Genomic DNA, 13,382 nt, shown 5'->3' with positions numbered 1-13,382 from the left:
CGGTTGATCACCGGGGCCTTGGCTCGGTCCTCGCCGCCCGACACGGCATGAGCATCGTGACCCTCTGACACGCACGTCACATCGCATATCTGGACTAGGTTGTGCACCGGCATCGATGCAGGTCGGAATGGGGCGGGACCATCGCCGGGACAGGCCGGAACCGTAAACTGGCAGTGTGGCGGGCGCTTATTCCCCCGAATGGGCGGCCGCGGGCGGGCTCGACTCCGGGTGGTCGTCATGGCCGGGGTGGCGCGGCAGGGCACGCGAATGGAGCGTCGTGGCCGACGCGCTGCGGGAGGCCCGCACCGGCCGGGGTGCCGTCCTGCTGGTCGAGGGCCGGTCAGGGATGGGGAAGACCCGCCTGCTCAAGGAGGCCGCCGGTGCGGCGGCATGGGCCCGCTTCGCAGTCGGCCGGGGCGCCGCGGACGAACTAGATTTCGTTCCGCTCGTCCCCCTGAGATCGGCGGTGCGGGAGATCACCGGTGTCTCCGTGGCCCCGTCGACGACGATCCCCATGACGGCGGATGTGCGGCTCGCCATGATGCAGCAGCTGAGTGAACCGCTGGAGAGACAAGCCGCATACGGGCCGGCCCTGGTCACCCTCGATGACCTGCAATGGGCCGATCACCTGACGCTCCTGGCGATCCGGCGGATGGTCCGGGACCTGGTCTCGTATCCGCTCGTCTGGATGTTGTCGCGCACCTCGGGCGACGGCCCTGTGCCACCTCTGGACCACCTGTACGACTGCCTGGAGCGCGACGGCGCGACTCGCGTCGTGATGGAGGCGTTGGACGAGCAGGCGGTGGCTGAGATCGCCTCGGACATTCTGGGTGCCGCACCCGGCCCCGATGTGCTCGCGCTGTCGGCCCTGCTGGAGGGGAACCCCTTTCAGCTCCTGGAGACTCTCGACAAGCTGAGCTCAGAGGGCGTGATCGAGGTGACAGGAGGTCATGCGCGCCTGGGGTCGGAACAGCGGCCGGGCGTACAGACGATCACGTCCAAGCGCATAGACGAGCTTTCTCCGCCTACTCGCGAGCTGGTCCAGGTCGCCGCGATCCTGGGCCGCGCGTTCACCGTGATAGATCTGGGCGCGCTGCTCGGAAAGCCGGCCGCTGCCCTCGTGCGGCTGCTGGACGAGGCGATGTCGGCGGGCATATTGCTCGCCGCAGAGGCACACCTGGCCTTCCGCCACGACTTGCTGCGACACGCAGTGATCGAAACGCTGGCGCCGCCGATCCGGTTGGCGCTGCACCGGGAGGCGGGTCAGATGTTGCTCGCCAGCCGGGGCTCCGCCGTACCGGCCGCCCCGCACCTCATCAAGAGCGCGCTGCACGGCGACGTCGAGGCCCTCAGGGGGCTCGACCGCGCGGCGCTGGAGGTGTTCGCGTTCTCCCCGCAGACCTCGGTCGACTTGTCCATGCGGGCGCTCGAGATCAGCGATCTGACCGATCCTGACCGGTTCGACCGTGTCACGACTGCGGTCCAGGCTCTGGCGGTCACAGGACGGGCACCAAAGGCGATCCTCCTCGCTCAGGAGGCGCTCAACACGGCGCCCCCCGGCGCGGCCCCGCGCCTGCGATGTGCGCTTGCGTACGCGCTGCTGCTGAGCGGCCGGTCGGCCGCCGCGGTGGCCGAGGCCGAAAGAGTGCTGGCCCTGCGCGACGTGTCCGCAGAGCTTCGCGGAATCGCCGAATCGGCCCTCTTCGTGGGACTCCTGTCACTCAAAGACTTCTGGAACGGACGCCCACACGCGGAAGCCGTTCTGGCCGATTCGGCGGAGCGCGACGACACGGCGCTGGTCGGCGCCCATATGCTGCTCGCGCAGTGCGCCGTGGTCGACGGGAAGGTCCACGACTCCTTCGGCCATCTGCAGGAGGCGGTGCGGATCACGACGACGGGCTCGGTGGAGGCGTGCGAACGGCCGTACCCCCTCATGCTGCTGAGCAAGAACTACAAGTTCACGGGGCAGTTCGAGGCAGCCGAACGGACCGTCCGGGTCCTCACGGAGGAGATCGAGCGGCTGGGTCAATCGGCACAGGCCGCCCAGCCGGCGTTCTTCCGCAGCTGCCTGTGCCTGGCCGTCGGCCGGCTCGACGACGCGGTGGCCGAGGCGCAGGAAGGGCTGACCATCAGCGAGGAGCTGGGCGGTCACGGATCCGATCTGGCGGGGCTCTGCGTGCTGGCGCTCGTGTCCGTGCGGCGCGGCGACCTCGAGTCCGCGGCCAGGCACATCGGTCGCTCCCCAGGCGAGCGGGAGATCATGTACAGCGCGGCCTGGGGGAGGTGGATCGAGGCAGTGGTCGCGGAGGCCTCTGGAGACCCCCGCGGCGCCGTGGACGTGCTCCGGACCGCCTACACCGGTACGCGGGAAAGGCGCTGGACGCTCGTCCTGGAACCCCTCGCGGCCGCCTGGATGACCAGGGTGGCGCTGACCACTGAGAACCGGCCCCTCGCTGAGAAGGTCGTCGACACGGCGGAATCGCTGGCACGTGGCAACCCCGATTTCCCCGTGCTCGCCGCCGCGGCGGCGCACGCCCGCGGCGTACTCGACCGCGCCCCGGCCGCCCTGGCCCGTGCCGCCGCCGATCATCCCGATCCGTGGGGCCGTTCCTCGGCGGCCGAAGACCTCGGGGTCGTGCTGACCGCCGATCCCCATGAGAGGCCCCGTGCCGTCTCCCGCCTCGAGGAGGCGCTCCACGGCTACGAAAACGTCGGTGCGCTGCGTGACGCGGCCCGCGTCAGGGCCCGGCTGCGGGAGCTGGGCGTTCGCCATCGCCACTGGACTCGTGCCGAGCGCCCGACCTCAGGCTGGGCAAGTCTGACCGACACCGAACGCGCCGTCGTGGAGCTGGTCGCCAAGAGCCTTACAAACCGGCAGGTGGCCGCGCAGATGTTCCTGTCACCCCACACGGTGTCCACCCACCTGCGCCATGTCTTCGGCAAGCTCGGCATCGCGTCGCGTGTCGAGCTCGCCCGGCTCGCCGCAGAAAGGCACCTGGTCGAATCGCCGGACGACGGCGACGCGTAGTGCCGCGACCAGGCGGCCGCGGCACCACGTCGTGATCAGACGGCGGGGACGGACGCGACGCCGGGGGCCAGGAAGCGGCCGCCGGTGACCTCCTCGGAGATCCCGGTCCTGTCCAGGTACGGCGTGACGCCGCCGGTGTGGAACGGCCAGCCGGCGCCGAGGATCATGCACAGGTCGATGTCCTCGGCCGCCGAGACGACGCCCTCGTCCAGCATGAGCCGGATCTCCTGCGCCAGCGCCCGCAGGGCCCGCAGGCGCACCTGCTCGCCGGTCGACGGCCGGGAACCGCCCTCGAACAGCGCCCGGGCCTGCGGATCGATCTGGAAGTCGGCCCCGTAGAGGCCCGGCTTGCCCGCCGCGACCAGCTTGGCCAGGTTCTCCGACACGCCGTAGCGGTCGGGGAAGGCCGCGTGCATGGTCTCCGCGACGTGCAGCGCGACGGCGGGGCCGACGAGCTGCAGCAGGGCGAACGGCGTCATCGGCAGCCCGAGGCCGTCGAGCGCGTGGTCGGCCGTCTCCACGGGGGTGCCCTCGTCGACGGCGGCGATCACCTCGCCCATGAAGCGGGTCAGCAGCCGGTTGACGACGAACGCCGGGGCATCCTTGACCAGCACCGACGACTTCTTGAGCGACTTGGCGACGGAGAAGGTGGTCGCCAGCGTCGCGTCGTCGGTGGCCGCGCCGCGCACGATCTCGAGCAGCGGCAGCACGGCGACCGGGTTGAAGAAGTGGAAGCCGACCACGCGCTCGGGGTGGCGGAGCCCGGCGGCCATCTCCGTGATCGACAGCGAGGAGGTGTTGGTGGCGAGCACGCACGTCTCGGCGACGACGGCCTCGACCTCGGCGAAGACCTGCTGCTTGACCTTGAGGTCCTCGAAGACGGCCTCGATGACGAAGTCGGCGTCAGCGAACGCGTCCTTGGTGAGCGAGCCGGTGACCAGCGCCTTCAGCCGGTTGGCCTGGTCGCCGGAGATCCTGCCCTTGGCCTGCAGCTTGCCGATCTCGGCGTGGACGTAGCCGACGCCCTTGTCGAGGCGGTCCTGGTCGAGGTCGGTCAGGACGACCGGCACCTCGAGCCTGCGCGCGAACAGCAGCGCGAGCTGGGAGGCCATCAGCCCGGCCCCCACGACGCCGACCTTGGTGACCTTGCGCGCGAGCGCCTTGTCCGGCGCGCCCGCGGGCCGCTTGGCCCGGCGCTGCACCAGGTCGAAGGAGTACAGTCCGGCCCGCAGTTCGTCGCCCATCAGGAGGTCGGCCAGGGCCTCGTCCTCCGCGGCGAAGCCCTCGGCCCGCGACGCCGTACGGGCCAGGGCCACGAGGTCGAGCGCCCGGTAGGGCGCGGGGGAGGCGCCGCGCAGCTTGAGGTCGACGAGCGTGCGCGCCTGGTCGATGACGGGAGTCCAGTCCGCGTCGGTGTGGGAGGCCCGCTCGACGGTCACCTCGCCGCGCAGCACCTGGGCCGCCCAGCGCAGCGACTCTTCGAGGAAGTCCGCAGGCTCGAACATCGCGTCGGCGACACCCAGTTCGAAGGCGTCCCGCCCCTTGATCATGCGGTTCTGCGAGAGGGGGTTTTCGATGATCAGCTTGAGGGCCTTCTCCGGGCCGACGAGGCGGGGGAGGAGTTGCGTGCCGCCCCAGCCGGGGACCAGGCCGAGGAAGCACTCGGGGAGTGCGACGGCCGGCACACCGGAGGAGATCGTCCGGTAGGTGCAGTGGAGCGCGATCTCCAGGCCGCCGCCCATCGCCGCGCCGTTGACGAACGCGAACGAGGGCACGCCCAGCTCGCCGAGGCGGCCGAAGACGTGGTGGCCGAGCGCGCCGATGGCCCTGGCCTCCGCGTGGGAGCTCACCGAGGCGACCCCGGTGAGGTCGGCCCCGACCGCGAAGATGAACGGCTTGCCGACGACCCCCACGGCCACGACGTCCGTCCGGGCCGCGACGCCGTCGAGGGCCTCGTCGATCGCGAGCAGCCCCTGCGGGCCGAAGGTGTTGGGCTTGGTGTGGTCGAAGCCGTTGTCCAGCGTGATCAGGGCCATGGTCCCCGCGCCGTACGGCAGGTCGACGTCGCGGACGAGTGCCCTGGTGACGACCTCGTCGGCGTTCTTCCCCGTGAGGAGGGACTTCCAGTTCTCGACGTTACTCATGCCAGGTTCTCCCAGATGACCGTGCCGCCCATGCCCATGCCGACGCACATCGTCGTGATGCCGTACCTGACGTCGGGGCGCTCGGAGAACTCCCGCGCCAGCTGCGTCATCAGCCGCACGCCCGAGGAGGCGAGGGGGTGGCCGAACGCGATCGCGCCGCCGTACGGGTTGACGCGGGGGTCGTCGTCGGCGATGCCGAAGTGCTCGAGGAAGGCGAGCACCTGGACGGCGAACGCCTCGTTGATCTCGAACAGGCCGACGTCGCCGATGGACAGCCCCGCCAGGCGCAGCGCCCGTTCGGTGGAGGGGATGGGGCCCACGCCCATGACCTCGGGGTCCACACCGGCGAACGCGTAGGAGACCAGGCGCATCTTCGGGTTCAGGCCCAGTTCGCGCGCGACCTCCTCCGCGGCGACGATGCATCCCGTCGCGCCGTCGTTGATGCCGGAGGCGTTGCCCGCGGTGACCCTGCCGTGCGCCCGGAACGGGGTCTTCAGCGCGCTCAGCCCCTCGAGCGTGGTGCCCGGGCGGGGCGCCTCGTCGACGGTGGCCAGGCCCCAGCCCTCGGCGGCCTTGCGGGCCGCCATCGGGACCAGGTCGGGCTGGATCCTGCCGTCGGCGTACGCCTTGGCGACCTTCTCCTGCGAGGCCACGGCGAACGCGTCGGCGCGGTCCTTGGTGATGGAGGGGTACCGGTCGTGGAGGTTCTCCGCGGTCATGCCCATGACCAGGGCGGATCCGTCGACGAGCTGCTCGGACAGGAACCGCGGGTTGGGATCGACGCCCTCGCCCATCGGATGCCGGCCCATGTGCTCGACCCCGCCGGCGACGGCCACGTCGTAGGCGCCGAAGGAGATGCCGCCCGCGACGCTGGTGACGGCGGTCATCGCGCCCGCGCACATGCGGTCGATGGCGTAGCCGGGGACCGACTTGGGCAGCCCGGCCAGCACGGCGGCCGACCGGCCGATGGTCAGGCCCTGGTCGCCGATCTGCGTGGTGGCCGCGATGGCGACCTCGTCCACCCGGTCGGGCGGGAGGTTCGGATTGCGCCGCATCAGTTCACGGATGACACGGACGACCAGGTCGTCGGCGCGCGTCTCGGCGTACAGGCCCTTGGGGCCCGATTTGCCGAAAGGCGTTCTGACGCCGTCGACGAAGACGACTTCACGGGATGCGGGCACGGGGATTCGCTCCTGTTGCTCGGCAGCTTCCGAAGCCAATGCTACTGGCCAGTAACCAATGCCCGGATCGGGGGGTGCGCGGATCGGCTTGCCATACTGGAAACCGCTTTCCTGATCGCCGCGGGAGGTCGTGTGGTCACGCTCGAGGACGTCGCACGGCATGCCGGGGTCTCGCTCGCGACGGCGTCGCGCGTGCTCAACGGCAGCTCGCGCCAGGTAGGGCGGGTGATGCGCGAGCGGGTGGAGAAGGCCGCCGCCGAGCTCGGATACCGGACCAACGTGGCCGCGCAGACCCTCGCCCGCGGCGCGAGCGAGGTCATCGGGCTGGTCGTCCACGACCTCGTCGACCCCTACTTCGCGGTAATCGCCGACGGCGCCATGCGGGCCGCGGACGCCCGAGGGCACATGGTCATGGTCGGCACCACCCGCCGCGACCCCGAACGTGAGATCGCCTATGTCTCGACCCTGCACGCGCAGCGGGCGCGTGCGGTCCTGATCGCCGGATCCCGCGTCACCGACGACGGCGTGACCGGTCGGCTGCGGGCCGAACTCGGCCGCTACCAGGAAACGGGCGGCCGCGTCGCCTGCGTCGGGCAGGACCTGCTCGGCGTCGCCACGGTAGCCCCCGCCAACCGCGAGGGCGCGGCCGACCTGGCCCGGGCCCTCGCCGCGCTCGGGCACACCCGGTTCGCCGTGCTGGCGGGCCCGCCCGACCTGCACACGGCCATCGACCGCCGCACCGGCTTCACCGAGGCGCTCGCGGAGCTCGGCCTGCCGGAACCGCGGATCGTGCACGGCTCGTTCGACCGCGACGGCGGCCACGCCGCGGTCCAGGAGATCGCGGACGCCACGTGCGTGTTCGCCGTCAACGACGTCATGGCCGTCGGCGCGCTCGCCGCCCTGCGGGACAGGGGAGTGCGCGTGCCCGACGACGTCTCGGTGGCCGGCTTCGACGACATCGCGACCCTGCGCGACCTCGCGCCGGCCCTGTCGACCGTACGGCTGCCGCTGGCGGACATGGGCGCACGCGCGGTCGAACTGGCGCTGTCCGACGCGCCGGCGACCGTGGTCGACGTCGAGGGCCGGGTCGTGCTGCGCGACAGCGTCAGGCGCCTTCGATGAGACTGACGTAGCGGGCCTTCATCGTGCTGACGACGTCGTCGGGGTCCGCGGCCCAGACGTCCGCGTTGAAGATCTCGACCTCCACGTCGCCCGCGTACCCGGCCGCGGTGACGGCGCCGGTCAGCGATCCGAAGTCGATCACCCCGTCGCCCATCATGCCGCGGCCGAGCAGCACGTCGGCGGGGAGCGGGCTGAGGAAGTCGCAGACCTGGTAGGAGGCGATGCGCCCCTCCGCGCCCGCGCGCGCGATCTGCTCGAAGACCTGGGGGTCCCACCAGACGTGGAAGGTGTCGATCACCACTCCCACCGTTTCCGGCGCGTACGGCGCGGCGAGGTCGAGCGCCTGGCCGAGGGTGGACAGCACCGCCCTGTCGGCGCAGTAGACGGGATGGAGCGGCTCGAGGGCCAGCCGCACGCCGCGCTCCGCGGCATAGGGGGCGAGCACGGCCAGCGCCTCGGCGACCCTCGCCCGGGCGGCGGGCAGGTCGCGTGAGATCTCGCCCAGGGGCTCGCCCGGCACGACCCCGGGCAGGCCGCCGACCACCATGACCAGGCAGGCGGCCCCAAGGGCGGCCGCCTCGTCGACGGCCAGTCGGTTGTCCGCTTCGAAATCGGGCGAGGTGAGGAACCCGCCCCTGCAGAGGGAGGACACGCGCAGGCCCGCGTTCCCGACGAGGGCGACCGTCTCGTCGAGGCCCTGCGCGGCCACCTCCTGCCGCCACAGGCCGATGGCCTCCAGGCCGTGTCGTACGCACCCGTCGACGGCCTCCGCCACCGTCCACCGCCTGGTCGTCCACTGGTTCAACGACAACCGTTTCAACGACAACCGTCCGAGCCCCACCCGCACCCCTCCCGCGTGATCATGCACAAGTTCGTCATCATGTCCCCTCACCGGCTCCCCTCTTTGGGGTGATCATGCACAGGTTCGTGATCAGGCCTCCTGAGCTGGACTGATCCCTTTGGTGATCATGCAGAGATTCGTGATCAGGGCGCCCAGGCTGGGGCGACGTCAATCGTGATCATGCGGTGTCGCGCTCGAGGCTTCGCCCCTGCATGATCACGCAAGGTGTTTCCGCAGGTCGGGGATGCCGTGCACGAATCTGTGCATGATCACGTGCAACGTTGGCGCAGGTCGGGGGGTCTTCGCGTGAATCTGCGCATGATCACCACCAAGGGGTGTGCTGGTCGGCGGGCATGATCGCGAACCTGTGCATGATCACGCCAAGGGGAGGGCTGTGCGTGATCACGCCGAGAGGAGGGTGGTCATGCGGTGGGCGGCCAGGTCGGGGTCGGGGAGGAGGCCGGCCTGGTCGGCGAGGCGGAAGACCTCGGCCAGATGTTCGATCGACCGGGCCGACTGGGCCCCGTTCACCATGACGAACTCGTCCTGGTGCCCCGCCAGCCAGGCGAGGAACACGATCCCCGTCTTGTAATGGAAGGTCGGAGCCTCGAAGATCTTCCTCGACAACGCCACCGTCGGCCCGAATATCTCCTCATAAATGGCGAAATGTCGAGCCCTGGCACCCGCCTCATCGGCCGTCTCGGCCTGATCCAGCGCCTCCAGCGCCGCAGCGGCCGCCGGGGCGATGGCGTCGAAGATCCCCAGCAGCGCGTGCGACCCCGACCTGATGAGCGAGGGGTAGTTGAAGTCGTCCCCGGTGTAGAGCCGCACGCCCTCCGGCAGGGCCGCGCGCAGGCGCACCTCGTGGTCCTCGTCCAGCAGCGACACCTTGACGCCCTCGACCCTGGAGGCGTGCTCGCGGACGAGGGCGAGGAACGACTCGGTGGCCTCGTCCACGTCGGCCGACCCCCAGTACCCGGCGAGCTGCGGGTCGAACATCTCGCCCAGCCAGTGCAGAATCACCGGCCGGTCCGCCTGGCCGAGGAGCCTGCCGTACACCGCGTGGTAGTCCTCGGGCCCGCACGCGACCCGGGCGAGCTGACGGCTGGCCATCAGGATCAGCCCGGCGCCCGCCGCGCGGACGGCCTCCATCTGCTCCAGGTAGGCGATGGTGACCGCGTCGAGCGTGCCCGCGTCCGGCACGTGGTCGGTGCCCGCGCCGCAGGCCAGCAGGTCGGCGGGATCGCCCAGCGACCGCGCCTCGGCGGCGCTGCGCGCGATCAGCTCGCGGGTCGCGGGCCAGTCAAGGCCCATGTTCCGCTGCGCGGTGTCCATGGCGTCCGCGACGCGGAAGGAGTACGACCACAGGTGGCGCCGGAAGCGCAGGGTGGCGTCCCAGTCGACCGCGGCGGGCCTGCCGGGGCCGTTGTCCGCGCGGGCGTCCGCGACCACGTGCGCCGCCGCGTAGGCGACCCGGCGCACCGGCGGTCCGCCCGGGCGCGCCCAGGCGACCGGTTCCCCCAGTTCGTACGGCTCTCGCGTCCCGGGCAGCGAGATGACCCGCCCAGCCGAGGTCACAGCCCCTCCACCCGGAGGCGGCGGCCCTCCACGTGGGAACGCAGGCCGAGTTCGGCGATCTGGACGCCGCGGGCGCCGGCGGCGAACGAGTAGGGGAACGGAGCATCCTCAAGCACGTGCCGGACGAACATCTCCCACTGGGTCTTGAAGCCGTTGTCGAAGTCGGCGTTGTCCGGCACCCGCTGCCACTGGTCGCGGAACGACTCGGTGGCGGGCTGGTCGGGGTTCCACACCGGCCGCGGCGTGCCGGCGCGGTCCTGGATCCGGCACTCGCGAAGCCCGGCGACCGCGCTGCCGTGGGTTCCGTCCACCTGGAACTCCACCAGTTCGTCGCGGTTCACCCGTACCGCCCAGGAGGAGTTGATCTGGGCGACGATCCCGCCTTCGAGCTCGAAGACGCCGTAGGCCGCGTCGTCGGCGGTCGCCGCGTACGCCTTGCCGTTCTCATCCCAACGCTCTGGGATGTGCGTGCTGACGTGCGCGTACACCGACTCCACCCGGCCGAAGAGGTTCTCCAGCACGTAGGTCCAATGCGGGAACATGTCGAGCACGATGCCGCCGCCGTCCTCGGCCCGGTAGTTCCACGAGGGGCGTTGCGCCGGTTGCCAGTCGCCCTCGAACACCCAGTAGCCGAACTCGCCGCGCACCGAGAGGATCCGGCCGAAGAACCCGCCGTCGACGAGGCGCCTGAGCTTGAGCAGGCCAGGGAGGAAGAGCTTGTCCTGCACGACGCCGTTCTTCACCCCGGCGTCCTCGGCCGCCCGGGCCAGTCGCACGGCGTCGGCGAGAGTCTCGGCTGTCGGCTTCTCGGTGTAGACGTGCTTGCCCCGCGCGATCGCCTTGAGCGTCGCGGGCACCCGGGCCTGCGTGACCTGGGCGTCGAAGTAGATCTCGTTGGCCGGATCGGCCAGGGCGGCGTCCAGGTCGGTGGTGTAGTCGGCGACGCCGTGCCGCTCGGCGATGTCGGCGAGTTTGCCGAGGCCGCGGCCGACGAGTACGGGGCGCAGGCTCACCCGGCCGCCGTCGGTCAGGGTCACCCCGCCCTGCTCGTTGATGGCGAGAACGGAACGGACCAGATGCTGGCGGTATCCCATCCGCCCGGTCGCGCCGTTCATGACGACGCCGAGAACGCGGTCGCTCATCCGAAGCACTCCTGATCGAGGGGGGAAAGCGCTTTCCCGGCGAGCCTAACACCGGTCGGGACCAGGAACGAGGCCGGTCAGACCTCGCCCTTGATCTCCAGGCGTTCGAGGGACTTGGCCATCGGATGTGCGGTCAGCGCGATCTGCCACTCACGGGCTCCCAGCCCGCGCAGCCGCTCGGCGACGGCCTGCTCGGACAGGTCCGCGGGAGGCTCCCATGCGAGCCGGCGCACCGCGTCAGGCTGGAGCAGGTTCTCGATCGGCATGCGGTGCTCGTCGGCGAGCGCGGCGACCACCGTGCGAACGGCCCCCAGCCGGCGTGCGGCGGCAGGGTCGCGGTCCGCCCACCGGTTGGCGGGAGGAGGCCCGTCTCCCGGGCCGACCGGTTGCGGCAGGTCAGACTCGGCCAGCCCGCGCGCCCGGGTCACGGCTCCCAGCCAGTCACGCAGGTGGCGCCGGGCGCTGCGGCCGGTGAAGGGGGCGATCTCGGTCAGCGCCTTGGTGGTTCGCGGCAGGTCGAGCGCGGCCTGCACGATCGCCGAGTCCGGCAGCACCCGGCCGGGCGCGAGATCGGAGGTCCGGGCGATCTCGTCCCGGAGCGTCCACAGCTCGCGGACGACGGCGAGGCCGCGCAGCGTGCGCACGCGGTGGATGCCCGAGGTCCGCCGCCACGGATCGCTCCTCGGCGGGTGGGCGGGGGCGGCGACGATGGAGGCGAACTCCTCTATCGCCCAGTCGAGCTTGCCCGTGGACTCGAGCTCGGCGTACAGGGCGTCGCGGAGCTCGATCAGCACCTCGACGTCGAGCGCGGCGTACCGGAGCCAGGCCTCGGGAAGGGGCCGGGTCGACCAGTCGGCCGCGGAGTGCCCCTTCTCCAGCCGCAACCCGAGGACGACCTCCACCATCGTGCCGAGCCCGACGCGCTCGTAGCCGAGCAGCCTTCCCGCCAGCTCGGTGTCGAACAGCCGCCGCGGCCGGAAACCGAGCTCGGACAGGCAGGGCAGGTCCTGCGTCGCCGCGTGCAGCACGATCTCGGCGTCCGCGAGGGCGTGGTCGAGCCCGCTCAGGTCGGGGCAGCCGATCGGGTCGATGAGCGCGCTGCCCGCGCCCGTACGGCGAAGCTGGACGAGGTAGGCCCGGCCGCTGTAGCGGTAGCCCGAGGCGCGTTCGGCGTCGACGGCCACGGGGCCGGTGCCCCCGGCGAAGGCGCGCACGACGGCCTCCAGAGCCGCAGGGTCCTCGATGACGGAGGGGATGCCCTCGCGCGGCTCCAACAGGGGCTGGACTTCGGGTTCGGTCACAGGTTCTCGGTCACAGGTCAAGGCACTTTCGGATCTTCTCGGCGCGCCGGGCGCGGGTGAAGCGCCGCGACGTCGGGGGGCAGCGGCGGGATGCCCGCCGCGAGGCACATCAGGTCGCACCAGGCGGCGACGTGCGCGGACAGGTCCTCGTCCAGCGGCGACCAGGACGCCCGCAGCTCCAGCTCCGTGGTGACGGGGTCCTCGGCCTTGTTGCCGAAGCCCTCGGACACCGCGCGCGTGACCGTGCCGCCGGCAGCGGCGTAGTTCGCGCCGTGGGAGTCGAGCGCCTCGGTGAGCCAGCTCCACGCTACCGGCCCGAGCAGCGGGTCGGACGTGATCTCCGGCTCCATGTCGGCGCGCACGTAGGCGACCAGGCGGAACGGGCCCTCCCAGCCCCGCTGGCCGTCGGGATCGAACAGCATGATCAGGCGGCCGACGGCGAGCTCGTCGTCGTCGCGGTAAACGGAGGCTCCGACCGCTCCCGAATAGGGGGCGAGGCGCTGGGGGGCGGGGATGTCCTCCAGCTCGATCTCCGGCCGCACCTCGGCGGGGCGCAGCGTCTCCAGCGCACGCCGGAAGGCGGCTGGAGGCGCCGGCGGTTCACCGAGGGTCATGACCGAAGAGTAGGTCGGATTCGGGAGAGCGCGTAGCACGGGGGTGGCGATGGGGGGCATGGATGGTGGTCAAGCCGTCGCCGTCGCAAACAGCAGGGTGCCTCCGCAGGTCATGCAGAGGAACTCGGGACGCTCGTCGTGGCCGTCCGGGCAGGTGGGCTGCTCGAACGTGCGCTCGGCGTCGCAGCCGGCACAGTGCTCAGTGCGGCGTTCGGGGGAACTCCACATCGAAGTCATCGCTCCGGGCCTCTCGTCGGATCCGCGGTCGTGTCGGTCGCTCAGGACTGATCCGACGTTGGCATGTCCCGCCGACATTTCCCCGCAACGCACTCGGCGTGTCTCGAAAGTGGCATTGGAATCGATGCCGGATGCTCGTTTGACGAACATTTTGCCGAGCCGCGAGAAGATCCACACGACGGAGTGTGCCAACC

General features: G+C 71.3%; 10 protein-coding genes. 2 read left to right on the top strand and 8 right to left on the bottom strand.

The window, feature by feature from the left end; genetic code table 11:
* Positions 1–175 precede the first annotated feature (175 nt).
* Positions 176–3,028 (top strand): helix-turn-helix transcriptional regulator, encoded by a 2,853-nt coding sequence (locus tag Pka01_RS14180; RefSeq protein WP_203883189.1) that lies wholly within the window; start codon positions 176–178, stop codon positions 3,026–3,028.
* A 35-nt stretch (positions 3,029–3,063) separates the two neighbouring features.
* Here the strand turns inward: Pka01_RS14180 and Pka01_RS14175 are convergent, their stop codons facing one another.
* Both Pka01_RS14175 and Pka01_RS14170 read right to left on the bottom strand, forming a co-directional pair.
* Positions 3,064–5,172 (bottom strand): 3-hydroxyacyl-CoA dehydrogenase NAD-binding domain-containing protein, encoded by a 2,109-nt coding sequence (locus Pka01_RS14175; RefSeq protein WP_203883188.1) that lies wholly within the window; start codon positions 5,170–5,172, stop codon positions 3,064–3,066.
* Positions 5,169–6,353: a thiolase family protein gene (locus Pka01_RS14170; RefSeq protein WP_203883187.1), complete on the bottom strand. Its 1,185-nt coding sequence runs from the start codon at positions 6,351–6,353 to the stop codon at positions 5,169–5,171. Before Pka01_RS14170 ends, Pka01_RS14175 begins: the two co-directional genes overlap by 4 nt.
* Positions 6,354–6,485: 132 nt before the next feature.
* Between Pka01_RS14170 and Pka01_RS14165 the strand changes: the two genes are divergently transcribed.
* The gene (locus tag Pka01_RS14165; RefSeq protein WP_203883186.1) at positions 6,486–7,475 is read left to right on the top strand and encodes a LacI family DNA-binding transcriptional regulator; all 990 of its coding nucleotides are present in this window, start codon (positions 6,486–6,488) and stop codon (positions 7,473–7,475) included.
* Here Pka01_RS14165 and Pka01_RS14160 read toward each other — a convergent pair.
* From Pka01_RS14160 to Pka01_RS14135, 6 genes are all read right to left on the bottom strand, one after another.
* Positions 7,459–8,316 carry a sugar phosphate isomerase/epimerase family protein gene (locus tag Pka01_RS14160; protein WP_239114964.1) on the bottom strand — a complete coding sequence of 286 codons (858 nt, stop codon included), beginning with the start codon at positions 8,314–8,316 and terminating at the stop codon, positions 7,459–7,461. The two genes, Pka01_RS14165 and Pka01_RS14160, sit on opposite strands and share 17 nt — an antisense overlap.
* 402 nt (positions 8,317–8,718) lie before the next feature.
* Positions 8,719–9,894, bottom strand: coding sequence for a dihydrodipicolinate synthase family protein (locus Pka01_RS14155; protein WP_275414464.1), 1,176 nt, complete (start codon positions 9,892–9,894; stop codon positions 8,719–8,721).
* On the bottom strand, positions 9,891–11,036 hold the full coding sequence (locus Pka01_RS14150) for a Gfo/Idh/MocA family protein (protein ID WP_203883184.1): 1,146 nt from the start codon (positions 11,034–11,036) through the stop codon (positions 9,891–9,893). Before Pka01_RS14150 ends, Pka01_RS14155 begins: the two co-directional genes overlap by 4 nt.
* 77 nt (positions 11,037–11,113) lie before the next feature.
* Positions 11,114–12,337, bottom strand: coding sequence for a ribonuclease D (locus tag Pka01_RS14145; protein WP_239114963.1), 1,224 nt, complete (start codon positions 12,335–12,337; stop codon positions 11,114–11,116).
* 17 nt (positions 12,338–12,354) lie between these two features.
* Positions 12,355–12,951 carry a DUF3000 domain-containing protein gene (locus Pka01_RS14140; RefSeq protein ID WP_203883182.1) on the bottom strand — a complete coding sequence of 199 codons (597 nt, stop codon included), beginning with the start codon at positions 12,949–12,951 and terminating at the stop codon, positions 12,355–12,357.
* Positions 12,952–13,020: 69 nt separating this feature from the next.
* Positions 13,021–13,188, bottom strand: a complete 168-nt coding sequence (locus Pka01_RS14135) for a hypothetical protein (RefSeq protein ID WP_203883181.1) — start codon at positions 13,186–13,188, stop codon at positions 13,021–13,023.
* Positions 13,189–13,382 lie beyond the last annotated feature (194 nt).

Source organism: Planotetraspora kaengkrachanensis, assembly GCF_016862895.1.
Lineage (GTDB): Bacteria > Actinomycetota > Actinomycetes > Streptosporangiales > Streptosporangiaceae > Planotetraspora > Planotetraspora kaengkrachanensis.
Note: the sequence above shows the minus strand (reverse complement) of the source record. Positions and strands in the feature narration are given on the sequence as shown.